Raw genomic sequence first — 24,052 nt, 5'->3', positions numbered from 1 at the left:
ATTTTTTTACCCTTTTATTATATTTTATAATATAATGTATTTATATAAATCGAACGTTAAGCAAATACTTAATAAACCTAAATGGGTAGTCCGTTATGAGTATACAAATAGACTGGCAAGCATTTACACCGATATCTCTAGTAGGTGGTCTGATGCTAGGGGTAGCGACAGTTATTTTGCTGCTCGGTATCGGCCGTATAGCGGGTATCAGTGGCATTTTTTCAAGCTTGCTAAAACCCAAGCGTGTAGAGATGTGGCAGATACTGTTTATACTGGGTTTGGTCATATCGCCCGTGCTGTACAGGCTGGCAAGACCGCTACCTAACGTAGAGATTAGCACTTCTTTGCCACTGTTAATTGCCGCAGGGTTACTGGTCGGATTTGGCACGCGTCTTGGCTCAGGCTGTACCAGTGGGCATGGTATTTGTGGTAATGCACGTCTATCTCCACGCTCACTGGCCGCGACCGTCACCTTTATGCTGTTGGGTATTGTGACCGTGTATATCGGTCGTCATGTCCTAGGGCTACTATAAATGCTCAATGGCAGATTGCCATGAGATTGCTAGTAGGACTAAAGCACGCACGACATATGATAGTTAATAGAAGATAATAATAGCGAGATACGACGATGCTAAAAAATATAATCGGATTGCTGGCAGGGTTACTGTTTGGGTTTGGGCTGCTGGTGTCAGGTATGACGGACCCTGTAAAAGTACAAGGGTTCTTGGATGTGTTTGGCGCATGGGATATCTCCCTTGCCCTGGTGATGGGTGGTGGGTTGTTCGTTGCATTTTTTGGTGTGCTGTTGGCCAAGCGTCAAGAGAATAGCTGGATTGGCACGCCCATTGACATGCCAAGCAAAACCGTCATCACCAAACAACTGATTATCGGTGCCATGTTGTTTGGTATCGGCTGGGGGCTGGTGGGTATTTGCCCGGGGCCAGGCATTGTCTTGCTCGGGACGGGTCAGTGGCAAGCGTATGTGTTTATCCCTGCGATGGTCGTAGGAATGCTGGTCTATCAGTGGTTTGAGCCAAAAATTGGCTAATTAAATAATGTGAACATTAAAAAAGGTCAGCCACGTATATGTGATTGACCTTTTTTATGAATGTTAGTTGATGACAGGATTTAATGTATTGTCAGATCACTTAGCACTCGCAGTGACTTTTGACGTTTCGTGCGCCAACGATTTGGCTGCTTGGCGTAGCTCAAACTTTTGTACTTTACCCGTACTGGTTTTTGGGATTTCGGCAAAGACGATATATTTGGGCACTTTAAAGCCTGCCAAGTGCTGACTACAATGCGCTATTACCGTATCGCGTTGCAAGGTGCTGCCCTCATGAATCTCGATAAAGGCGACGGGCACTTCGCCCCATTTATCATGTGGCGCGGCGACGACCGCACAGCTCTCAATGGCAGGGAGCTTGTATAAGACATTTTCGACCTCGATACTAGAGATGTTCTCACCGCCTGAGATGATGATATCCTTGAGTCTGTCCATGATTTTGATATAGCCATCAGGGTATTTGACACCCAAATCCCCCGTGCGGAACCAGCCATCAGTGAAGGCATCTTCAGTGGCTTTGCGGCTTTTTAGATAGCCTTTCATCACCATATTGCCACGTAGTGCCAGCTCACCCATCTCTTCGCCATCGGCGGCGACTGGCTCAGTCGTGCCTTGTTTAAATACCTCAAACCCTGTCATTAAGTGTGAGGTCACGCCTTGACGTGATTTCTTTTGGGCGCGGGTGGCGACATCAAGATCACTCCATTCTTCTTGCTCAGCGCAAACGGTCACTGGCCCATAGACCTCAGTGAGACCGTAGACGTGAGAGATATCAAAGCCCATCGCTTCCATTGCTGCCAGCATGGTTTCAGATGGCGGTGCCCCAGCGACCCAGCCTTTGACGGTATGCGTAATGGCTTCCTTATACTCAGGTTTGCCGCCAGCAATCATGTTATGGACGACGGGCGCAGAGCAGTAATGGGTCACTTGATGCTTGGCAATTAGCTGCAATATCAAATCCGCATCAATCTTACGCAAGCAGACATTGACCCCAGCGCGCTCAGCGATGCTCCACGGGAAGCACCAACCGTTACAATGGAACAGCGGCAACGTCCACAAGTAGGTCGGATGCTTTGGCATATCCCAATCCAAAATATTCGACACCGCATTGAGCGTAGTACCGCGATGATGATAAACGACGCCTTTTGGTTTGCCTGTTGTGCCAGAGGTGTAGTTCAGGGCAATGGCATCCCATTCATCCGCTGGCATCTCCCAATTATCCAAGCTGTCTGAACTGGCAACCAATGCTTCATAGCTCATCTGTCCAAACGGCTCGACATCGATAGCATGATCGGTCGCGTGAATGACAATGAGGTTTGGGAAGGTCTCATTGATGATCTCAGCGTGCTCCGCAAACTCGCTATCCAAGATCAGCACCTTGGCCTCTGAATGCTGCAAACAAAAGGTCAGGGCGTTGATATCAAGGCGCGTGTTCAACGTGCAGAGTACGCCGCCTGACATGGGTACGCCAAAGGCGCATTCGACCATCGCTGGCGTGTTTGGTAGCATGACGGCGACCGTATCGTTTTTATCAATACCCAGTTTGCGTAAGCCATCCGCCAATTGACGGCAGCGCGTATAAGTCTGTTGCCATGTCTGAGTGAGATTGTTGTGTGCAAGGTCATCATAAATGATCGCAGTCTTATCGGGATAAACCTGAGCGCTACGGATAATAAAATCAATAGGGGTGAGTGGTTGATAATTGGCAGCGTTTTTGCCGAGGCCAGTATGAAAATCTGTCATGATGATAATCCTTTATCGTATTTTTATAACGCGTCAATAGGGTAACGCAGCACCGTAATTTAACATAGAAAGGTGTTAAATTAGAATAGTCGATGTTTATCGATTAGTCTAATGGGCGGTGAGGAGGAAGTGATAAAATAGTTGTCTGATTATAAAAAAACATTGTCAACACTGGAGCGGGTTTTATCGTAATAACCTAACGATACGCCACAAGTTCGTGTGATAATTGGCACACTTCACGATCGTATTCTGATCGTCGCTAAATAGTGCTCACTCATCAGTCGTTTGTCTGCATAGCTAGTGATAATAGCGGTGTGTTACGATACTGATAACGCTACATCTTATAGTATGTCTGTTCTGCAAAAATAGTCCAAAAAAACCATTCATAAGGAAAATGATATGACCGCCAGCCGTTCTGCCAATACGATCGATTCCGCCAGCACTAATGAATATTATCCACATTTATTTGAGCCATTAGATTTGGGTTTTACCACGCTAAAAAACCGCTTGGTCATGGGCTCTATGCATACAGGGCTTGAAGACCGTTTTTATAATTATGGTAAGCTGGCGGCGTATTTTGCAGAACGTGCCAAAGGCGGCGTGGCAATGATGATCACAGGCGGCATCTCACCCAATCGCGAAGGTTGGTTGTTGCCTGCTGGCGGTACGATGAATACCAAAGCTGACGTCATCAATCACCAACGCCTCACTCGTGCTGTGCATAAGCATGACAGTAAAATCATCATGCAGATATTGCACAGTGGTCGCTATGGCTATCACCCTTTTGCGGTGTCATCTAGCCCAATCAAATCCCCAATCTCGCCGTTTAAACCGCGCAAGATGAGCATAAAAAATATCGAGCAGACAGTCAAAGACTATGCTCGTTCAGCGCGTCTTGCCAAACAAGCAGGCTATGACGGCGTCGAAATCATGGGCTCTGAGGGCTACTTACTCAATCAGTTTTTATCGCGCCACGTCAATCAGCGTAGTGATCAATACGGCGGCGATATCAATGGCCGGATGAAGTTTGCCGTCGATGTGGTCAAAGCTGTTCGCGAAGCCGTGGGTGAAGATTTTATTATCCTATTCCGCTTGTCAGTGATTGATTTGGTCAAAGATGGCAACGTCATGGATGAAGTCATCACCGTGGCAAAAGCGCTAGAAGAAGCGGGCGTGACGATCATGAATACGGGCATCGGCTGGCATGAAGCGCGTGTCCCGACGATCGTCACCAGCGTACCACGCGCCGCTTTCGTTGATTTCACCGCTGAGATCAAAAAACACATCAGCATCCCGATGATGGCGGCCAACCGCATCAACATGCCAGATACCGCAGAAAAAATCATCGCTGATGGTCAGGCAGATGTGATTCAAATGGCGCGTCCATTCTTGGCGGATGCAAACTGGGTCAACAAAGCCAAAAACGGTCAGACAGATCGTATCAATACCTGTATCGCCTGTAACCAAGCGTGTCTCGATCATACGTTTGAAAACAAACGCTCGACTTGTTTGGTCAATCCACAAGCCTGTTATGAGACTGAGCTGGTCTACAAAAAAACCAAGAAACCGAAAAAAGTCGCCGTTATCGGTGGCGGGGTCGCTGGTATGTCAGCCGCTCATGTCGCCGCCTTACGTGGTCATGAAGTGACCTTGTTTGAAGCCAAAGATGTGTTGGGTGGACAGTTCAACTACGCCAAAGTCATCCCGGGCAAAGAAGAGTTCTTTGAAACCATTCGCTACTATATCAATGAACTTGAGCACTTAGGCGTCGAGATTAAACTCAATACTTTTGTAGATAAAGACATGCTGGAAAAAGCCAAGTTCCATCATGTTATCGTCGCCACTGGCGTTGTACCTAGAAGTCTCGCAGGTAAGCTTGAAGGGGCTGATCTGCCACAAGTGATCAGCTACGCTGAATTGCTCTCTGGCGAAAAAGCCGTGGGCAACACCGTGGCGGTCATCGGTGCGGGCGGTATTGGCTTTGATGTTAGTGAATATCTGACTGCCAATCACGGACAATCGCTGGATGAGATCGGCCCTGAAGGTCTAAAAGATCCAGATTATCGCCCTGAACCGCAGTCCATCAGCGAGTGGCGCGAGGAATGGGGTGTAACCAATGATACTGACTATCAAAGTGATGGCGGACTGGTCAGACCCAAAGCGATTAAGCCCATTCGCCAAGTGTATTTAATGCAGCGTAGCAAAGGCCGTCTGGGTAGTAGCCTCAACAAAACCTCGGGCTGGGTACATCGCGCGCATATCAAATCGCACGGCGTCATCCAAGTCGCTGGCGTGCAGTACGACAAAATCACCAACGAAGGTATTTGGGTCACCAACTCTCAAGGTCAAAGCCAGCTACTCCGTGTCGATAGCGTCGTCGTCTGTGCAGGTCAAGAGTCAGTCGCCAGTCTGATGCCAAACGTTGGCGATGCGCCAGACGCGCAATACCATCTCATCGGCGGTGCTAAGCTCGCCGCTGAGCTAGATGCCAAACGTGCGATTCGTGATGGTGCTGAAGTCGCGGCAGAAATCTAAAAGTTAGATAGCTTGAGTTAAATGTAAAAGCAGCAAGATAGATTATCTGGCTGCTTTTTTTGCTTTGGAAAATGTGGTTGTTAGTGCGTTATTTATTTAGTTTTATTTTTCAGTCTAGTATAGTCAAGTCTAAATAAAAACAATACAGGACAATAAATTCATTTGATTCAACGCTATTTTTCTTGCTTGCTGTGACTGCGTCTCCAGAGGCTGCGAAAAATAACGTTGAATCTTATTGTATCGATTTTATAGTAATCTAACTATATCGTAATTATTTTAATGAAAAAGGCTTTAAGTGTAGAGCGATGTTAGTGAGAGGCTATTGTACTAGATCATCGTCTTCAGCCAGTATTTGTGTTAACGGTTGTTTAAGATTCTGGTATACCTGAGGTAGCGCTTTGAACGGCTCAAGGGTAAAGCTAAAAGGCTGATCTGCGTTAAACACCCAATATTTTCCTATTAATTCACCCTCTGTCGTTTGCAGATTATCTTGGGGTACATGGTTGATAGAGAAATGATTTTTATCAGCGTTATACCAGATACCCATCGCACGCAAATCTTTCTCATCGTTATAACTTAGCGTTAGCTGTGGCTGAACTTGGTTATTAACCGTTACTAGCGTTATCGTTTTACTCGGGAAAGGCGCTAATGCTTTTGCCCAGCCAGTACCTTGCTGTGAGTGAGCCGATACGCTAGCCCACTGTCGTTTGACGTAGGTTGCATCTGTATCCGAGTGGACAATAGCAAATAAGTCTTGTTGAGTGATTTCTATTATTTGGCGTCGAGGGTATACCGTCACAGTCGTTTTATCGGCTGAAATAGTATTGTCTTCCATCCCCAAAAAAGAATTCAGTGCAAAGAAAATAATGGCGATTTGTTCCATGAGTCACTCCACCTTTTTTAACGGATTAACTTTAAATAGCTACCTCTAAAATGCTAAGTGAGATGCAAAGACATATAAGATCAAGATATCAGCAGACTACAAGCTCAAGCATTCATCTCACCAACCAACCACCCTTCAAAATCACTAACTTGCGTCGCTAGTTCAGGTTGCGCTTTTGCTAGCTCGGCAAGCGCATCTTGAATCTCATGCTTATTATATTTCACACCAGTCAATGTCTCTTTGAGCAAATCAATCAGCTCAATATTTAACGCATCAGAGAAGATAACAACCTCCGTAATCACAGCCTGCTTGACATCCATATGCACATCCATCATGCCCCAATCAAAGCGCGTCTCGATATGATGGCTAAACTCAGGCGTCTTGCCAAAGCGCCAATCCCAGTCAGCCATCTGCTGGTAGTAAGCGTTTAGAGCCGGCTGCTGGGAAAGGCTGGCTTCATCCAACTGCTCAACTGGCGCAGTCTCTCCGTAATACTCACAAAACGCCTCGATAATCGCATCAGACAAGGTCTCATGATTGATGGCATCATTGAACTCTACCAAGTTTGCCACGCGCGCACGTACCGATTTGATGCCTTTTGCTTTGAGCTTTAAGGGATGCGGATTGAGATAGTCGCCAAGCTTTTGCATATTGGCATTGACTAGCAGTGTCCCGTGATGAAAGCTGCGATCGGCGGCGTGTTTGAAGGCGCTGCCTGATATTTTTCTATCGCCGACTTGCATGTCATTACGACCAGATAAGGTGGCATCTATACCCAGTTTTTTTAGCGCATTGATGATAATGGTAAAGTTGGCCGTTTGGTCGTACGCGTGTTTTGGGGATAAAAAAGTAAAATTGGTATTGCCCAAGTCATGAAATACCGCACCGCCACCACTTTGACGCCGCGCCAAAAAGACATCGTCTGCTGCCATCTTATCCGTCTTGCATTCTACCCATGGGTTTTGTGAGCGACCAATGACCACGGTCTCAGAGTTGCGCCATAAGAAAAGCGTGTGTGAGTCGGGATTGAGCGTATTAAATATCCAATCCTCGGTGGCAAGATTGAACCACGGATTGGTCACCGCAGACTTTAAGATGCGTAGTTTCATGATAGATCCTTCTTTCAGATAGTTTTTATAGAGTGAGCGTTATAAATAGGCACTGACATTCTTACCGATGCGGCGTTAGAATTCAATGTCGTTGTAATAAGAAGAATAATTTAGAAAAGCCTAATATGTTTATAAAATTTTTTAAGAAAGTGATCTAAAGTGATCTGTAGCCAAGACCTAATTAATATAAAAGGTTAAGCTTACAGAAGTAATCTACTTTTAGCATAGAAGGGGTTTTATGATTTTATACAAATACATGTCATTATCAGGCGCGATGAAAGCTATTGAAACTTCATCCATTGGTTTTACTCATCTAGAGGATTTCAATGATCCTTTCGAATGTACTGCTTTGGGTTTTAAAGCACAATCAAATTCTTTCACAACATCCAAAATTGCTCAAAATGCTTGTAGAAATAGATTTTCTCGAGGATACGTTGTTCTATCTTTAACTAGACAACCACTAAATCCTTTGATGTGGGCTCATTATGGAGATTCTCATCAGGGAGTTGTTATTGGAATTGATGTTGAAGAAGCTAACTTGCATTCACTTTCTGATAATTTTATTCCGTATCAGCTTGGTGAGGTAATATATACAAAAACTAAACTGCACAATGACTTAGATCTAATAAGTGAAGATGAGTTAATGGATATTGGTCAAAATATTCTATTTGAAGGAAATATATTTAATCTTGCAAAAAGAGCTTTTTTATATAAATCATTAGACTGGGCTTACGAAGAAGAGGTGAGAGTAGTAAAAGAAGTTAAAAGCCTTAAAGCTAGTTATCACAGCGGGAAAGGAGTTTTTGGAGACTTCAATAAAATCACAATAGCAGGTCGACCGCTATACTGTTTTTCTATCCCTAAAAGCTCAATAAAAGAAGTATATTTAGGCAAAAATGTTTATAAAAATATATCGAGAGCAGCAACAGTCTCACAAGATGAGTACGCATTATTAATTCAGAGCTGGAAAAAACAAGGTATTGAAGTTTACCACTGTGAATGTGACTTAAATTCTTGGGATTTGAAGAAGAGAATTAGCAATTAACTAGGCAGTTACAGTGAATGATCAATAGTACAATTGAACCTACGTCAAAATGTCTCAATTCAAACTATTATATTCTTCTCTTCTCATATTATCCAAAAAAATACGAATGGCTTCTGTGTTTGATTGCCACTTACTATCTATTAATATTAAATGGCAATCTCGAGCATCGTAGCTATAAGTGAGTTTACAGAGATATAACCCAAGCCTAAAGAGCATTCAACTTTATTCAGCACAAATCTCCCACTGCGACTTGGTACTAAGATAACACTGCATCACCGCTTTGCCAGACTGCGCATAGGCATCACTGACGATACGCTGATTGCTTGGCAAACGATATCTGATAATGGCTGGCTCATCATTGACGGTGGTCGTCCATCCAGTGATCTCATTACGGTCATTGTAGTTTGCTTGATTAGATGTGGCCATTTTGCCAAGTCCTGGCAGGTTATAAGAGACCTGCCTAAAGCTATAACTCATCGCTGCACCTTCAGCGCCCTCATACTGACAGTTTAGCTTTTTGTGTAATTTGTCATCTATTTTTGTATCGCCAGATACGAGCCAATACCTCTTAGATAGTAAATAGATAGTAAAAAATTAGCAAACAAATATCAATTATTATATTTTTAAGGAAACCTCCTACTGATTAGATGGCATTGCTTATACTTTGATATTATTAAGATTGTCTATCGATGAGTCTTATTGTTAGAAAGCTTCGATATCAAGATAGGTTCTATTCTTATACATACTGATGAGGGTAATGACTCAAGAGTGACTTTGGAGTTTGCCAGTATATAAATAATAAAGCGCTGAAATAGGCTAAAGTAGAAAAATTGTAGGGTAGCAGCGTCTACTGGCTTTTCGCTCGATAAAGTATTTTACCCAGTTATCTAAGATATAGAAAAGCTAGACATCGTGAAATGGCTTTAAATAAGACAGGTTAATCCATAAGAATGTGCGATGACACCTATAAAAAGCAATATACAAGGTGGTTATAGATTTACCATCATAGTGCCTTATTAGCACATTAACCTCCACCACATATCAGACGGTTATGACCGACACGAGTTGGCAAATGCAGTCTACGTGCTTAATAGGATTATCCGATGACCAACCGTGATCTCATCATCTTTGTGACCCTCTCTTTTATGTGGTCACTCTCTTTTGTGTTTTATCGGGTTGGCGTGCCTGAATTTGGTTCGTTGGCATTTGCCAGTTTGCGGGTGATTTTTGCAGGATTGGTCATGCTCGTATTTGTACTGCTAAAAAAGAAAAACAGAGTTGGTATCAAACAGCACTGGAAAATGCTGTCGCTGGTTGGCTTATTCTCTGCCGCATTGCCATTTGTGTTGTTTTCTTTTTCTGCGCAGTCAGTGAATGCAGGCGTACTCGCCGTACTAAACGCTTCCGTACCGATGATGAGCGGCTTTATCGCTCGCGTCTTCTTTAAAGACAGACTGTCCAAAAAACAAGCGCTTGGATTGGTGATTGGGGTAGTTGGGGTGATTATATTGATGAGCGAAAGCTTATTTGGTGGTGGCGATCAGGGTAAAGGCTTGGTCGAGGGATTATTACCGATGGGCTACGCGCTATTCGCTTGTGTGGGTTATGCGCTTGGCGCAAACATCACCAAAAACTACTTATACGATGTCTCGCCAGTTGCGATCACGGCAGGTTCACTCATCATCGGTAGCCTTATCATGCTGCCGGTGACTTTTACAGAGTTCCCTTATGGCAAAGCGATCAGCATAAAGGCATGGGTATCTGTAATATGTATCGGTGTGTTTTCAACCGCCATTGCCCTTATTTTTATGAATCAGTTGATCAAAAATATTGGGCCAACGCGTGCCACGAGTATCACGTTAGTCATTCCAATTTTTGCGATTATTTTGGGCTATCTATTGCTTGGCGAGGCGCTAAATATACAAGCCATCATTGGTTCGATTGTGATATTAATCGGCACATATCTGTCATTAGAGCTATCAATTAAGAAAATGCTAAAGCCAAAAGACAAGGCCCAGATGAACAGTATTTAAGGCTTAGTAAACAGTCTTCGTAGTAAACAAATACGAAGATTTGTATAGGTGAATATTGTTGTATCTGTTTGTAAATATTGCTTGGAATAATGAAATCTATCCCCTATAAATGTAGGCGCTAAACGTAGATTTACTAATGATATTATAAGTTTTTCTAAACAGCATTCGATAATAATCAGTATGAATGATGGTTGCTATAACTAAAGATCATAAATAGCGACAATAACCAATAGGACAGATTATGGCACACGATATTTTATTTGAGCCTGTAAAAATGGGCACACAAACGCTAAAAAACCGCATTATGATGGCTCCACTGACACGTCTGCGTGCCGTTGAGCCAGGCGATGTCCCTATCACATGGGCAGCAGAGTACTACTCGCAGCGTGCAGGGGCGGGCCTTGTCATCACTGAAGCGACGCAAGTATCGTTTCAAGCAAAAGGCTATGCAGGCGCACCAGGGCTACATACTCAAGATCAAGTCACTGCATGGAAAGCCATCGTTGACAATGTCCATGCCAAAGGTGGCAAGATTGTCGTCCAGCTATGGCACACAGGACTTGTCTCACATGAAAGCGTACAACCTGAGCGCCGTGCGCCAATTTCAGCCTCAGATGTCGATGTAGGTATCCGTACCTCATTGCGTGATAGTGACAACCAAGCCATTCGCGCGGATGCCACGCCGCCGCGCCCAGCCAGTCTTGATGAGATTCAGCAAGTGGTTACTGACTTTGCACATGCAACCAAGTGCGCGCAGGAAGCGGGGTTTGATGGTATTGAGATTCATGGCGCGCATGGTTATTTGCTGCATCAGTTTTGGGCCAAGCATACCAATCAGCGTGACGATGAGTACGGTGGCAGCCGCGAAAACCGCGCGCGTCTAACCTTGGACGTGATTGATGCTTGCGCAGAGGCATGGGATGCTGATCACGTGGGTATTCGTATTTCACCACTTGGCACGTTCAACAATGTTGAGGGAGGCTACGAAGAAGACGATAACATTTGGCTGATTGAGCAAATCAACAAGCGTGGTCTAATGTATTTGCATCTGTCAGAGCCAGACTGGGCAGGGGGTACGCCGTATAGCGATGAGTTCCGTCAGCGTGTCCGTGATGCGTTCGATCAGACCATCATCGCGGCGGGAGGCTATGATGCGGACAAAGCAGAAAAAAATATCAAGGCAGGTTATATCGACGCAGTAGCATTCGGTCGTGATTATCTTGCCAATCCTGATCTCGCTGAACGTATTCAAGAGGGTGCACCGCTCAACGAGCAGCATCCAGAGAGCTTCTATGGTGGCAGCACGGTTGGCTACACTGATTATCCGTTTATGGATCAGGCGCAATAGTTTATTTGTCGGTTCTGCTGACTAAATAGCTAAATTATGCTTCATAAAAGCCCTCTGACTATCGGTAGTCAGAGGGCTTTTTTGTGCTTCTATTTTCATTATGTACCAAAATTGCCTGTTTGATAATCACGGAACGTTTGTCGTAGCTCATCTTGGGTATTCATTACAAAGGGGCCGTGACCTGCGATAGGCTCACCGATAGGTTCACCACTTAACAACAGTAGTTTGGCAGGAGTGTGTTCATCGTTATCGGTAGAATAGGTGAGCTCAATAGTATCGGTAGCAGCATCAGATAAAGGTACAGGTTGAGAATCTACAGATGGTTCAATCGGCGCTGCAAACTGAATCAGATTGCCTGCACTGATAGATGTGCCATTGACCAGTACTCGGCCTTCTTGTACGAGAAGCAGGGTATTGTGCGTGCTAGGTACTTCGAGTATCGTTGTGCCTGCGGTATGCAGCGCGATATCCCATAGGTTAATGGGCGTAAAGGTTACCGCATTACCTGTGACGCCATGCCAGTCACCTGCAATGATGGCAACTTGACCGATGACCGTTTGTTTGTCAGCGCTTTGAGCAACAGCATCTTTAGTAAGATTATCTTGAGAGTCGGCATCGCGACTGTCCACCAATTCTATGATAGGCATCTCAGCACGTTTGATAAATTGATATTTAGGATCAGTCAGCTTGTGCGCGCTTGGCAGATTGACCCACATTTGCACCATACTAAACACACCACCGCGCTGCCCAAACGCCTCAGAATGGAACTCTTCGTGTAGAATGCCGCGACCAGCGGTCATCCATTGCACATCGCCTTCCAAAATCTCCCCACGCCCACCGATTGAGTCAGCATGACTGATCTCACCTGAGTACGCGAGGGTGACGGTCTCAAAACCTTTATGAGGGTGTTTGCCAATGCCATGTGGCTGCGTCTGATAATCAGGATTTGGTGCAAACGTCGTCGGCTCGCCATAATCAAATAGTAAAAATGGATCGGTATGACTGTAATTGAAGTCTGGTTGGTCATCGACATAATTGATCAAGGGGCTGTAGTAGATAAGCACTATGCTAGACTACTTTTATGAAGATAACCCATTGTAAACTAAGTAAAAAAATACAGCGAAGGCTGTTAGAGTTTTTTACGGCTGAAGTGACTGCTAGAACAGCCGCAGATTTGCTTAATATCCAGCCTAACAGTGCTGCACTTTTTTATCATAAAATAAGACTTGTGATAGATTACCATCTCTCATTAGAAGCTGATGAGCTTTTTGATGGTGAAGTCGAATTAGATGAAAGTTACTTTGGCGGTGTACGCAAAGGTAAAAGAGGTCGCGGGGCTGCTGGTAAAACCGCTGTATTTGGTATTCTAAAACGAAACGGTAAGGTTTATACCATTGTCGTAGCAGACACCAAACAGACTACTCTAATGCCTGTTATTAAGCGTAAAATCAAGCCTGACAGCTTTGTTTATACGGATAGCTATCGAAGTTACAATGCATTAGATGTGAGTGAGTTTAAACATTTCAGAGTCAATCATTCTAAAGAGTTTACTTGCGGTAAAAACAATCACATCAATGGCATTGAGAACTTTTGGAACCAGTCTAAACGAACTCTAAGAAAGTATAATGGGATCGATAAGAAGAACTTCCATTTATTTTTAAAAGAATGTGAGTTTAGATTTAACTATGGTTCACCATCTAATCAGCTAAAATTCCTGAGAAAATGGTGTGATATTTAATCCTTATCTACTACAGCCCCTTGATCAATGTTTTCACAAAAAATCCGTCACCGACCCAATGCGGTGCTTTATCACCATGAATCTGTTTGATTGGGCGCATCGAGTACCTCGCAATTCTATCTAGCATAAATAACAGTAAGTGAATATTATACTATAATTCTATAGTGTAATGAACTTATGTCGTGTTTATTTTATGCTATCAAATGCGACTGCTTCTTAAACCACCTCGCCACTCACAAAGCCACTGGCCCAAGCCCATTGGAAGTTATAACCACCAAGCCAGCCTGTTACATCGAGCACTTCGCCGATGAAGTACAAGCCCTCTTGCAAATTGCTTTGCATGGTCTTTGAGGATACTTCGTCAGTTTTTATGCCGCCGCGTGTGACCTCAGCCGTACGGTAGCCTTCAGTACCAGAGGGCTTGAGCTGCCAGCCATTGAGAGTAGCGCCAAGCTCACTCAGTCGCTCATCTTTGATATTGGCAAGCTCAGTATCTTTGATATCGTCCCAAAGCTGGGTTTGTAGTGCTGCCAATAGTTTTTTGGGTAGTGCGTTGTCTGTGTTTTCTGCCAATACAGTACGGATCAGTTGGCGTGGGTGTGACTTTTTGCGGGTGAGTAAAATATCGGTGACATCTACATCGGGCAGTAGGTTAATGCTGATCGTCTCACCACTGTGCCAATAGTTCGATAGCTGGAGCATGGCAGGGCCAGAAAGCCCGCGATGGGTAAACAGTACAGGCAGTTTAAAAGAGATACGCTCATTGCTGGCAATGACTGGTAGGCTGATGCCTGCTAAGCTACGAATCAGCTTGCCTGTTTTGTCCGTGAAGGTAAATGGTACGAGACTGGCATCGGTTGCTATCAGTGTATGCCCAAACTGCTGCGCTAGCTCGTAGCCAATGCCGCTTGCGCCCATCGTTGGAATAGACAAACCACCAGTGGCTACCACTAACGACTCACAACGATAGCGCGTCTGTGACGATTGACTCTCGCTTGCGACGTCTTTTTTGCCAAGCTTTTTGCTGGTTATTAGCTCAAACCGTTTTGCTTTATCATGGTCAGTCGTCTGTACATGATTGATTTGGGTATTGAGCTTGATTTGCACACTGACAGCCGTACATTCATCAAGGAGCATAGTGAGGATATCTTGGGCAGAATCATCACAAAATAGCTGTCCGTGTTCACGCTCATGGTAGGGAATCTGATGCGCCTCTACCATGCCGATAAACTCCCAGCTTGGATAGCGACTCAGTGCCGACTTACAAAAGTGAGGATTGGCACCGATAAAATGCTCAGGCTCCACAAAGTAATTGGTAAAGTTGCAGCGGCCACCACCTGACATCAAAATCTTTTTGCCTGCTTTATTGGCGTGATCTATGACCAAAACGCGACGACCACGGCGACCTGCGGTGAGCGCACAATATAATCCTGAAGCGCCAGCGCCGACGATGATGACGTCATAGTGAGTAGAGGGTTGTGCATTGTGGTGATTAGTCATTGCGGTCTCGTAAAACAATCATTTAAAAAAAGGTGATAACAAAACCAATTGTATGTGTTAATAATACAGATCGGCGGTGTTGTCTAAAGCAGTATCGGTAGGGCAGCTATTGTCCATATTTCATTTGAGGTTACAAGGATTAAATGTGATATCCGATGAGCTGTGACATGGCATCTGCATATCAAGCGCACTCTTGATTGTGATGTTGCAATAATCCTTACTAATAATTCTTCAATAACCGCTGCTATCAATCACCAAGTATACAGATGTACAGCGAAATTGTTATGATTGACTGATGATGTCTTGCAACCGACACGCTTATTTGTCAAACTATCGCTGAGTGTCACGCATTATGGAAGATGACTCTTATTGCCTGCATGGGTAGTCGTTATAGACGACTTTCTATGTAAGTCATGATAATTAAAAGGACCAATACTATGACCCAGAAATCATTTCCAATCTCAGCCGAGTTTATGGCTGCTGCCAATACCACCCCTGAAAAGTATCTCGAAGACTACAATCAATCTATCGAATCAACCGAAGCAAATGATGCGTTTTGGGCGAAGCGTGCTGAGCTGATCGACTGGATAAAAAAACCGACCAAAGTCAGCAATGTCAATTATGACTTAGACGATTTCAGTATTAAATGGTTTGAAGATGGTGAGCTGAATATCTCCGTCAACTGTCTTGATCGTCACCTCGAAAAAGATCCATACAAGCCAGCTATTATTTGGGAAGGGGATCACCCTTCACTACACAAGATTATTTCTTTTAAAGAATTACATGAAGCAGTCTGTCGTCTAGGCAACTCGCTACGCAAGCTTGGCGTTGGCAAAGGGGATCGGGTCACGTTGTATATGCCGATGATACCAGAAGCCATGGTCTCGATGCTGGCATGTGCGCGTATTGGTGCGGTGCATTCTGTGGTATTTGGTGGGTTTTCTGCTGAGAGTCTGGGCAATCGTTTGATAGACAGCCGCTCAAAAGTTGTGATTACGGCTGATGAAGGTTTACGTGGCGGCAAGCACACACCGCTCAAGGCCAATGTCGATCATGCTCTTGAGATGGATGGCACAGACAGTGTCGAAAAAGTCATCGTCGTCCACCGCACAGGCAACTCTATACCGATGAGCGGTCGCCGCGATGTTTGGTATCACAATCTCGTTGATGGACAATCAGAGATCTGTGAGCCTGAAGTGATGAATGCCGAAGATCCATTATTCTTACTGTATACCTCTGGCTCAACGGGTAAGCCAAAAGGCGTTGTGCATACCACAGGGGGTTATATCACTTATGCCTTGTCTACCTTCCGTGATGTCTTTGATGTCAAAGAAGATGACGTTTATTGGTGTACCGCAGATGTGGGCTGGATCACAGGTCATACCTACTCAACATATGCACCGCTCGCCAATGGCACCACGACAGTCATTTTTGAAGGGGTGCCAGAGTATCCAACATGGGCACGTATCGGACACATCATCGACAAGCACGACGTGACCATTTTATACACCGCCCCAACGGCGATTCGAGCGATGATGAAAGAGGGTGATGCCTTTGTACGTGAGTCGGATCGCTCAAGCCTGCGTTTGCTGGGTTCAGTCGGTGAGCCAATCAACCCAGAAGCGTGGGATTGGTACTATCATGTCGTTGGTGACAGCAAGTGTCCCATTGTCGATACGTGGTGGCAGACCGAGACAGGCGGTATTTTGATGGCACCGATTCCGGGAGCGGTCGATCTTAAGCCAGGTGCCGCGATGACGCCGCTGTATGGTATTAAACCTGAAGTCGTCAATGCTGAAGGCGCAATCATGGAAGGCGCTGCCGAAGGTAATTTGGTCATCAGTACTGGTTGGCCTGGGCAAATGCGTACGATCTACAATGACCATCCGCGCTTTTTGAAAACCTATTTTAGCGATTATCCCGGCTATTACTTCACAGGTGATGGTGCGCAGCGTGATGAAGACGGACATTATTGGATCACAGGCCGCGTGGATGACGTGCTAAACGTCTCAGGGCATCGCTTGGGTACGGCAGAGATTGAGAGTGCATTGGTTGCTCATCCGGCTACTGCCGAGGCCGCGATTGTTGGTATGCCGCATGAGATTCGCGGGACAGGTATCTGTGCCTTTATCATTCTAAAGTCTGGCGAAGAAAAAACAGACGATCTAAAAGCGGAGCTAAAACGTCATGTGCGTGCCGAGATTGGGCCGATTGCGACCTTAGATGCTATTTATATGGTGGATGCGCTGCCAAAGACTCGCTCAGGAAAGATTATGCGTCGCATCCTGCGTAAGCTGGCAGAAGGTCAGTATGTCGGATTGGGCGACTTATCTACACTGGCGGACAGCTCAGTGATCAATGATTTGGTAGAAGAAGTCAAAGCGAGCCGCGGAGAGTAGTTGCGTTAGCCCGTCTATCGGGCACGCGAACGGTGCTATTTCAACTTTGATATCCGTTCAGCAACGTCAAATAAAAGCCATGTTATCGTGAATAGCATGGCTTTTTTACGCAGACGATATTGATATTGCGGCGTTTTGACGATTCAATATCAATGGTCAACGAACATTGCTACCTACTAGTTGCCCGCCATATAAGAGATCGTTTTGCCATAATACTCGATAAGGTTTCCTGTCATTATGACTGATCATACTTTGCTTTCAACGGATAAATCTTCACCAAAAATCGCGATCATCGGTGGTGGTCTGACAGGGCTACTGACTGCCACATTGCTAGAGCGTATCTTGGACACTGACAATGTGTGCTCAAATGCACCGCACATCACGATATTTGAAAAGTCACGCAGTGTGGGCCGTCTAGCAACGCGCTATCGCACTGACAGTGAGACGGGCCGCAACTGGCAATGGGCGTTTGGGGCACAGTTCTTTACGGCAAAAACCGCTGAGTTCCAGCAATTTATTGCCCCTTGGCTAAAGACAGGGCTGCTACAGCCATGGTGTGCCCGAGTGGTTGAGCTGACACCCGCAAATGATAATGGTCAATCGCCTGATATCCAAAGTAAAGAGCAGTGGGATACCGTGCACGCGCGCTATATCAGCACGCCAAAAATGACCAGTTGGGGACGTGAATTGGCCGCTGGGCTCAAGCACACAAACATAGTGTTTAAGACGCGTGTGGCTCCGCTTGGTAGGCATACCACTCACTCAGATGATAAAAAAACTGAGCTATTTGATGAGACAGGGGAGAGCCTCGGTTGGTTTGACTGGGTCATTTGTACTGCACCAAACGGTCAGGCAGTAGAGCTGATGGCAGACAGTGGATTTAGTCAGCAAGTTAACATCACCCAGCCGCAGATGCAGGCCTGCTATACGTTGATGCTCGGTTGGGACAATGCCCAAGAATTACCTGAAACATTGAACTCTCAAACAGCACCGCAATGGGATGTTGCTTATTTAAATAGTGAGGTACTCGATAGAATATTTATTGAGCATCATAAACCCGTTCGTGATGAGCTATTACCAAGCATCACCATTCATGCGCGTAATGACTGGTCACAAGTCCACGTCGATGATGATTTGGAGACAGTCAAAGCCACGTTATTAATGGCAGCGCAGCAAGCCTTAAACTGGGACAAAGATAGTGCTCCAAGCCAAACAGATTGTCATCGCTGGCGCTATGCGGCTACTATAATAGATACAGATACTAAAGAGCTAGGTATCTTAGTCGATGAAACCAGACAGTGGATTGTCAGTGGTGACTGGTGCGCACGCGGCAATATCGAAAGCTGCTATCAGGTAGCTCGGCAGACAGTAGAGGCAGTCTGTAGGGCACGATCTATATGAGTTGATTGCTGGCTGGCTGAATCTATCGGCTGCCAGTCCCTAGAAAGGTTTTTACGTATTTATAGCGATAGGTATCGAGATTTGAGCCTGTTATAAATAGCGAGGCAAAAAAAAGCCCACAGAGGGGGTGTTTTTGGTGTTATCACACGTTATCTAAAGTTAGTATTAGCCTATATATTACGTGCATTACGTGCTAATATCTATTATCTAGTGTTATCACAACTGACCACCAATTAGTTACATAAATGGTGGTCAAATTGGTGGTCAGATTTATCACTGTAAATAGGTAACAAGGGCGTGGTCATGGCAGCATTAACAACTGATACCCAAATCAAGCGAGCGATCAAAGACGCACAGGGACAAAAGCGCGTTTATCACACCATTGGTGGCTATGCTGGCTTACGTTTGCGCTTACGTGGTGGCTGTATAGAGTTTCAGCACCGCTACACGCACCCTATCACTGGTAAGCGTAAAGAGATGACGCTAGGACAATACCCAGCTTTGACGCTTGAGCAGGCAAGACAGACACACGCCGATAATATGCGAATGCTTGCCCAAATGATTGACCCTATCACCCAGCGTGATAATGAACGTGCAAGACAAGCTACTGCTATAACCAACACCTTTCAAGCGGTGGCTGATGATTGGCTTTATGAGCTGACAAGCAACCCTGACCACCAGCCAGCGACCAGCACCCTAAGGAATATCAATAATTACCTTAAGCCATTAGTAACTGCTTTCGGTCAATTACCAGTTGGTGAGATCACAAGTCAGCAAGTGCTTGGCCTATGCCGTGACATACAAAAGGAATACGTCCATAAAGGCAACCGTGTGAAGCATATGGCGCAGCGTATCTTTGCCCATGCTGTGCTAAAAGGCTTCATTGAGTACAACCCAGTAACCCAGCTATCAGGTGCTAAGGCATTGAAAGCGACACGCACCAAGCACCATGCGTCACTGACAGACCCCAAAGACTTTGCCGTCTTATTAAGAGATATTGACGGGTTGAGTGACCAGCAGGTCTATAACAAACCGATATTAAAACTATTAACGCTTACCTTTGCCCGTGTAGGTGATATATGCGCGATGCGATGGGCAGACATTGACCTAAACGCTAAGCAATGGGTTTTTACCCCTCAAAAGGGGCAGAGGCGCGATGACATGGTAGAAAGCCTAGTCATACCACTAGCACCGCAAGCAATAGCCGTCATAGAGCAAATGCAGACGCTAACGGGTGGTCATGATTATGTATTCCACAATGCCAACCGTAAGAAAGCACCGCATCATGATCCGCAAGCCATTAATAAAGTATTGAATGATCCATCTATGAATAGCACTGGCATTGGTAGCAATTACGAGGGCAGAGGCTATAAAGAAGTACATACGCCCCACGGCTTCCGTGCCAGCGCAAAAACCATGCTGATGGAGCGACTAGGCTATGACGAGCTGCTAACAGAGATACAGCTAGGACACCAAATGCTTAACAAGTACGGCAAGGCTTATAACCGTATGCAAGCCGTACCTGAACGAACACGTATGATGAATGAATGGGCAAACTACTTAGATGATATTAAGGCTGGCAAGTTTGATAACGTCATACACGCCAGCTTCAAACAACAATCACAAAAGCTAGGCTAAGGCTTAGCACCAACTATGCAAGGCTAGGGCTGATCCCCCGAACGACAGCTATTTACACACCCTTATGCTGTCACTGCCTTGCACCTATTTAATTTAAGGGTGTAGGGGTGTGATATGAGCGTATTAGATGATGAAGTGTTTCAAGGGAAAAAATATATTCTCGCAGTTGATTTTATAAATCTAGTTGCCAGCACTACAAAAGATTATATAGATGATATAGCTTCCTACCTTGTCTTAAATAATTTTGATAAAGAAGTATCGTCTTATTTAATGGATAAATATTCGCGTGTCACTCGAGTTGAACATAGCCAATCTCATGATTATGATGTTAATACTAGAAATTTTTTAGAGAATTGCCACTCAAAGGTAATTCTTAGTAAGAGTATTTCACTCCGCTTAATAAATGATTTAAAAGGGGACTTCTATTACTCCTATGAAGAGTTAGAGTCCATAGGGTGTATCAAAAAACTAAAGCTAGAACTGACTGCTGAAGCAGCTAGAGTAGTTAGGGACAAGGTAAGACAATATGATGAGAATGAGATACATTTTATTTATCGAAAGCCTATAGATAAACCTGAAGAGCCTAATGCATGCCAGTTAAATTACTTCAAGTTAGAAAGGTTTGATATTAAAACCGCGGCTTGCTTACTTGCTGGTATAGAAGTACGTCTGATAGATGAAAATGAAGGCGAAAGTTTATTCGCGGAAGTATTCGCTGATTATATTAGCTATAAACTGATGTTTGAGCTGGCTATAGATAACAACGAGGTCATTTTCGATGATGATCTTATTAAATCTGAAGATTTACAGAAATATCTCTTCAGGATTGGTTATGTTCTCAAGGGTTTCAATGACTGGTTGAGAATTGAGCCAGCAAAACCTTTGGTAGATGTTCAATTACCTGTTATAGATTCTAGCTTGTCAAAAACACCAAAAGTGAACCATGATGAGTGTACAGAAAAATATGAAGTGCTTAAGAAGAAGTATGAAAGCTTAGAAAAGGAGTTTGATGAAATCCAGAAGCAACTTACAAATGCTACGGTTGAGCTGGATGACAATACTGCCGCAAGTTATCAGACAACTATAGGTATATTGTTGGAAATAATGAAAGCGCCAAAAGGAACAGAAGACAAACCAGCATTTCCTAGCGAAGCTGCCATCATTGGGTTAGCTACTGAAGAAGCAATATTCCGTCAAGGTAAAACATCTTTAGAAAATCGCTTTAGGGTAGCAAAAGAGGCGCTGGCCAATGAAAGAAAAAAACCGCATAACCTCAAGAGAAGTTCGAATTCACGTTAGTGTGTCATGATTCTAGTTGCTGTGCATACTGGAGCGACTCATCAGTTATTAAGATGTGAAGCAATGAGCAAACTAATTTTACATCCGTATTTTTTTTGGATTTTGTATGATTGATCTAAGCATAGAAGTGCAGGAATTGCTGACAGCATGGGGTAACTGGGTGTTGGCAGAAGGCAACGGTTTAGGGTATTCAAGTCCGATGGCTAGTCTAATGCGTGGACATGTTGTAGAGAAAAGCAAAATACGTTCCGCTATGTTTCTCACTGATGACGAAGCACTAAAAGTAGAAAGACTAGTAACCATTCTATGCGAATGTAAACCCTTAGAAGGCAAGATTTTAAAGCTAAAATATATTGACCGTATGAGCACCAATGGCATAGCAGAGTATTACCTAACGCCGCTCAAGTATGGTAAGGATAGCGTTAACAAAGTAAGCTCGCATACCGCTGTACAGCATATAGCACGTGCTGAAGGATTTATCGCAGGTTTGATAGTTGGCCAAACACGGTTAAACCACTGACACTACACTGCCAATAATAAAGCGGCCATACTTTAATAAGTGTGGCTTTTTTAATGCTAAGTAAATAACTAGGCATAAACTTGCATCCCAATTAGGGCATAGCTTCACCCTAGTTAGGATGCCCATAATACAGGCTTGAGCCATACTGATAACCTCAATCAACGTTAGTTTCAATCTGAAAACTTGAGCTAACAACATTAAGAGAGGTAGAACGATGGCAGCCGTATCTAAGGCAGCAGTTAAAAGAATTATTGGTATGACCCCTGCCGTCAAATCCGTACACATAAACTTGGGAGATTTTAATTACGCAGCCTGACGATAATAATCAAACCACACCTGTCTTGGCGATTGATAGCCCAAACCCTTTTGAATCCTCGTCTGATTAGGCTTAGATGTGTATAGCTCATGGTTGCAATCTCACTTTGGTCGGTGGATAAAAACTTTGATGCTAGCGCATCTAGGTCTTTTTTTCACCTTGCATTTGGTATTGCACTTCATGTGTTAATCTAAGACCTAATAAAACTTAACATTCATTTCATTACTGGCAGAACCTACCACCCCATGATTACTACAAGGTTAGAACCGTATAAAACCGTACATTCAAAACCGATTAATGCAGGCACCGACTTGTTAAAACTTGTTATTCAAAACCTGATAAAACCTTACATTGAAAACCAAATCACACGCCACCTAATGTTGACAAATGCTAACATTTTGCATGGCATTCCCTCATCATTGCCAATGTCACAAAGCTATGCAGTATAAGGGCTTAGCTAATTAATGGAACAGTACGCGCGCGCACGCGATGCAGACACCAATTACAGGGTTTTCATACACTATAAAAAAGGAGTTTTCGGAGTCCATAAAAGGGGTAGTTTTTCGGACTGCTTTAAAAGAGAATAACAGCACGTTTTAGGGCTTTCATACACCATAAAAGGGGGTTTTTGGACATCTTAGAGGGTAGTTTTTGGAGTCCATAAAAAGAGCCGTTAAAATAATACTTGGAGTCCATAAAAGGGGTGGTTTTTCGGACTACTTTAAAAGGACTGGGGTAATTCTTTGAGTCCATAAAAGGGAATTTTCGGACATCTTAAGCAGCGGCTAAAAATGAATTGTTGGACACGTTAAGGGGTAGTTTATGGAACAGTACGCGCACGGGGCATATTTTGCCCATGCTGGATAGTTTTGCGACAAGTATCGCGAGGCAGAATAAGGGACTTTTCGGACAGGTAAACGCCTTTTTATATCTTTCAAAAACCTATTGAGCAGATACCGCCAAAACTGGGGAATGGAAGCAAAAAGCAAGGAAGCAAGGAGAATAGGAAGCAAAACAGCGCATTTTCTATTATTCCTATTTACTGCCAAGTCAATACAGCAAATGGATAGCGATAGAAGCAAACGTTTTTAAGGAAGCAGGAACTGGAATAACCGCCAATGGTGTGAATTAGCAGATGCACAGAAACGCACGAAATACGCACACATTTAAGTATCATTACCGAGCGTGTGCAGGGATTAGCAATTCAACCCCATGCAAACAAAAAGCAACCCCCTAAACTTTTAATTTTGCGGTCGTAAAAATATGCAGATGTCAGCGGTCACCGCTTGCCAAGTCCTGAACAATTACACCGTCCTACCGTGTTGAGAAATGTTGAAACTCAAAACACAGTCAAGTAAATGGCAGTCATGACTATATTAATATTGGTGGTCAAAACATTAAAATTTTGAGCAAATGGTGGTCAAATTGGTGGTCAATTTACTAATTAAAAATAATAAATATATATAAATCAATGGTTTA

At 44.2% G+C, this 24,052-nt stretch carries 18 protein-coding genes; 12 read left to right on the top strand and 6 right to left on the bottom strand.

Annotated elements, in window-relative coordinates; genetic code table 11:
• Positions 1-95 precede the first annotated feature (95 nt).
• Positions 96-533, top strand: a complete 438-nt coding sequence (locus tag HL061_RS07390) for a YeeE/YedE family protein (protein ID WP_071002485.1) — start codon at positions 96-98, stop codon at positions 531-533.
• A gap of 95 nt (positions 534-628) precedes the next feature.
• The gene (locus tag HL061_RS07385; protein WP_071002483.1) at positions 629-1,048 is read left to right on the top strand and encodes a DUF6691 family protein; all 420 of its coding nucleotides are present in this window, start codon (positions 629-631) and stop codon (positions 1,046-1,048) included.
• Positions 1,049-1,144: 96 nt separating this feature from the next.
• On the opposite strand, the gene HL061_RS07380 is transcribed toward HL061_RS07385, so the two are convergent.
• Positions 1,145-2,809 carry an AMP-binding protein gene (locus tag HL061_RS07380; RefSeq protein WP_240365782.1) on the bottom strand — a complete coding sequence of 555 codons (1,665 nt, stop codon included), beginning with the start codon at positions 2,807-2,809 and terminating at the stop codon, positions 1,145-1,147.
• A gap of 399 nt (positions 2,810-3,208) precedes the next feature.
• Here HL061_RS07380 and HL061_RS07375 point away from each other — a divergent pair, with 399 nt between their 5' ends.
• Positions 3,209-5,344, top strand: a complete 2,136-nt coding sequence (locus HL061_RS07375) for an NADPH-dependent 2,4-dienoyl-CoA reductase (protein WP_252962676.1) — start codon at positions 3,209-3,211, stop codon at positions 5,342-5,344.
• A gap of 319 nt (positions 5,345-5,663) precedes the next feature.
• Here the strand turns inward: HL061_RS07375 and HL061_RS07370 are convergent, their stop codons facing one another.
• The gene (locus HL061_RS07370) at positions 5,664-6,227 is read right to left on the bottom strand and encodes a hypothetical protein (RefSeq protein WP_071002480.1); all 564 of its coding nucleotides are present in this window, start codon (positions 6,225-6,227) and stop codon (positions 5,664-5,666) included.
• A gap of 104 nt (positions 6,228-6,331) precedes the next feature.
• Entirely contained in the window at positions 6,332-7,336 is a 1,005-nt protein-coding gene (locus tag HL061_RS07365) for a lipoate--protein ligase (RefSeq protein WP_071002478.1), read from the bottom strand.
• 238 nt (positions 7,337-7,574) lie between these two features.
• On the opposite strand from HL061_RS07365, the gene HL061_RS07360 reads away from it, so the two are divergent.
• A complete protein-coding gene (locus HL061_RS07360; protein ID WP_071002477.1) occupies positions 7,575-8,381 on the top strand; it encodes a DUF2971 domain-containing protein in 807 nt (268 codons plus the stop codon).
• A 222-nt stretch (positions 8,382-8,603) separates the two neighbouring features.
• Here the strand turns inward: HL061_RS07360 and HL061_RS07355 are convergent, their stop codons facing one another.
• Positions 8,604-8,858 (bottom strand): hypothetical protein, encoded by a 255-nt coding sequence (locus tag HL061_RS07355; protein WP_071002476.1) that lies wholly within the window; start codon positions 8,856-8,858, stop codon positions 8,604-8,606.
• 626 nt (positions 8,859-9,484) lie between these two features.
• Between HL061_RS07355 and HL061_RS07350 the strand changes: the two genes are divergently transcribed.
• Complete coding sequence (locus HL061_RS07350; protein ID WP_071002474.1) at positions 9,485-10,414, top strand: DMT family transporter; 930 nt, start codon at positions 9,485-9,487, stop codon at positions 10,412-10,414.
• A gap of 241 nt (positions 10,415-10,655) precedes the next feature.
• Positions 10,656-11,762, top strand: coding sequence for an alkene reductase (locus HL061_RS07345; protein ID WP_071002472.1), 1,107 nt, complete (start codon positions 10,656-10,658; stop codon positions 11,760-11,762).
• Positions 11,763-11,860: 98 nt separating this feature from the next.
• Here the strand turns inward: HL061_RS07345 and HL061_RS07340 are convergent, their stop codons facing one another.
• Positions 11,861-12,826 (bottom strand): pirin family protein, encoded by a 966-nt coding sequence (locus HL061_RS07340; RefSeq protein ID WP_237182774.1) that lies wholly within the window; start codon positions 12,824-12,826, stop codon positions 11,861-11,863.
• A gap of 17 nt (positions 12,827-12,843) precedes the next feature.
• On the opposite strand from HL061_RS07340, the gene HL061_RS07335 reads away from it, so the two are divergent.
• Positions 12,844-13,500, top strand: coding sequence for an IS1595 family transposase (locus HL061_RS07335; RefSeq protein ID WP_252962675.1), 657 nt, complete (start codon positions 12,844-12,846; stop codon positions 13,498-13,500).
• A gap of 216 nt (positions 13,501-13,716) precedes the next feature.
• On the opposite strand, the gene HL061_RS07330 is transcribed toward HL061_RS07335, so the two are convergent.
• Positions 13,717-15,000 carry an NAD(P)/FAD-dependent oxidoreductase gene (locus tag HL061_RS07330; RefSeq protein WP_071002468.1) on the bottom strand — a complete coding sequence of 428 codons (1,284 nt, stop codon included), beginning with the start codon at positions 14,998-15,000 and terminating at the stop codon, positions 13,717-13,719.
• Positions 15,001-15,437: 437 nt separating this feature from the next.
• On the opposite strand from HL061_RS07330, the gene acs reads away from it, so the two are divergent.
• From acs to HL061_RS07305, 5 genes are all read left to right on the top strand, one after another.
• Complete coding sequence (acs, locus tag HL061_RS07325; protein WP_071002467.1) at positions 15,438-17,399, top strand: acetate--CoA ligase; 1,962 nt, start codon at positions 15,438-15,440, stop codon at positions 17,397-17,399.
• Positions 17,400-17,636: 237 nt separating this feature from the next.
• On the top strand, positions 17,637-18,800 hold the full coding sequence (locus HL061_RS07320; protein WP_071002466.1) for an NAD(P)-binding protein: 1,164 nt from the start codon (positions 17,637-17,639) through the stop codon (positions 18,798-18,800).
• Between the two features lie 303 nt (positions 18,801-19,103).
• Positions 19,104-20,438, top strand: a complete 1,335-nt coding sequence (locus HL061_RS07315; protein WP_252962674.1) for an integrase arm-type DNA-binding domain-containing protein — start codon at positions 19,104-19,106, stop codon at positions 20,436-20,438.
• A gap of 114 nt (positions 20,439-20,552) precedes the next feature.
• A complete protein-coding gene (locus tag HL061_RS07310; RefSeq protein WP_252962673.1) occupies positions 20,553-21,737 on the top strand; it encodes a hypothetical protein in 1,185 nt (394 codons plus the stop codon).
• 106 nt (positions 21,738-21,843) lie between these two features.
• Positions 21,844-22,257, top strand: a complete 414-nt coding sequence (locus HL061_RS07305) for an antiterminator Q family protein (RefSeq protein ID WP_240365793.1) — start codon at positions 21,844-21,846, stop codon at positions 22,255-22,257.
• The last annotated feature ends 1,795 nt before the right edge of the window (positions 22,258-24,052 follow it).

The organism is Psychrobacter sp. PSP, from assembly GCF_024085615.1.
GTDB lineage: Bacteria > Pseudomonadota > Gammaproteobacteria > Pseudomonadales > Moraxellaceae > Psychrobacter > Psychrobacter pacificensis.
The sequence above is the reverse complement of the archived record's forward strand: the minus strand, read 5'-3'. Positions and strand labels throughout refer to the sequence as shown.

Excerpts from the sequence above, each read along its gene's own strand:
- HL061_RS07320 (WP_071002466.1), top strand. The coding sequence starts at position 17,637 with ATGACTGATCATACTTTGCTTTCAACGGATAAATCTTCACCAAAAATC.
- HL061_RS07305 (WP_240365793.1), top strand. The coding sequence starts at position 21,844 with ATGATTGATCTAAGCATAGAAGTGCAGGAATTGCTGACAGCATGGGGT.
- HL061_RS07380 (WP_240365782.1), bottom strand. The coding sequence starts at position 2,809 with ATGACAGATTTTCATACTGGCCTCGGCAAAAACGCTGCCAATTATCAA.
- HL061_RS07350 (WP_071002474.1), top strand. The coding sequence starts at position 9,485 with ATGACCAACCGTGATCTCATCATCTTTGTGACCCTCTCTTTTATGTGG.
- HL061_RS07370 (WP_071002480.1), bottom strand. The coding sequence starts at position 6,227 with ATGGAACAAATCGCCATTATTTTCTTTGCACTGAATTCTTTTTTGGGG.
- HL061_RS07355 (WP_071002476.1), bottom strand. The coding sequence starts at position 8,858 with ATGAGTTATAGCTTTAGGCAGGTCTCTTATAACCTGCCAGGACTTGGC.
- HL061_RS07360 (WP_071002477.1), top strand. The coding sequence starts at position 7,575 with ATGATTTTATACAAATACATGTCATTATCAGGCGCGATGAAAGCTATT.
- HL061_RS07375 (WP_252962676.1), top strand. The coding sequence starts at position 3,209 with ATGACCGCCAGCCGTTCTGCCAATACGATCGATTCCGCCAGCACTAAT.
- HL061_RS07390 (WP_071002485.1), top strand. The coding sequence starts at position 96 with ATGAGTATACAAATAGACTGGCAAGCATTTACACCGATATCTCTAGTA.
- HL061_RS07345 (WP_071002472.1), top strand. The coding sequence starts at position 10,656 with ATGGCACACGATATTTTATTTGAGCCTGTAAAAATGGGCACACAAACG.
- HL061_RS07385 (WP_071002483.1), top strand. The coding sequence starts at position 629 with ATGCTAAAAAATATAATCGGATTGCTGGCAGGGTTACTGTTTGGGTTT.
- HL061_RS07365 (WP_071002478.1), bottom strand. The coding sequence starts at position 7,336 with ATGAAACTACGCATCTTAAAGTCTGCGGTGACCAATCCGTGGTTCAAT.
- HL061_RS07330 (WP_071002468.1), bottom strand. The coding sequence starts at position 15,000 with ATGACTAATCACCACAATGCACAACCCTCTACTCACTATGACGTCATC.
- HL061_RS07310 (WP_252962673.1), top strand. The coding sequence starts at position 20,553 with ATGAGCGTATTAGATGATGAAGTGTTTCAAGGGAAAAAATATATTCTC.
- HL061_RS07315 (WP_252962674.1), top strand. The coding sequence starts at position 19,104 with ATGGCAGCATTAACAACTGATACCCAAATCAAGCGAGCGATCAAAGAC.
- HL061_RS07335 (WP_252962675.1), top strand. The coding sequence starts at position 12,844 with ATGAAGATAACCCATTGTAAACTAAGTAAAAAAATACAGCGAAGGCTG.
- acs (WP_071002467.1), top strand. The coding sequence starts at position 15,438 with ATGACCCAGAAATCATTTCCAATCTCAGCCGAGTTTATGGCTGCTGCC.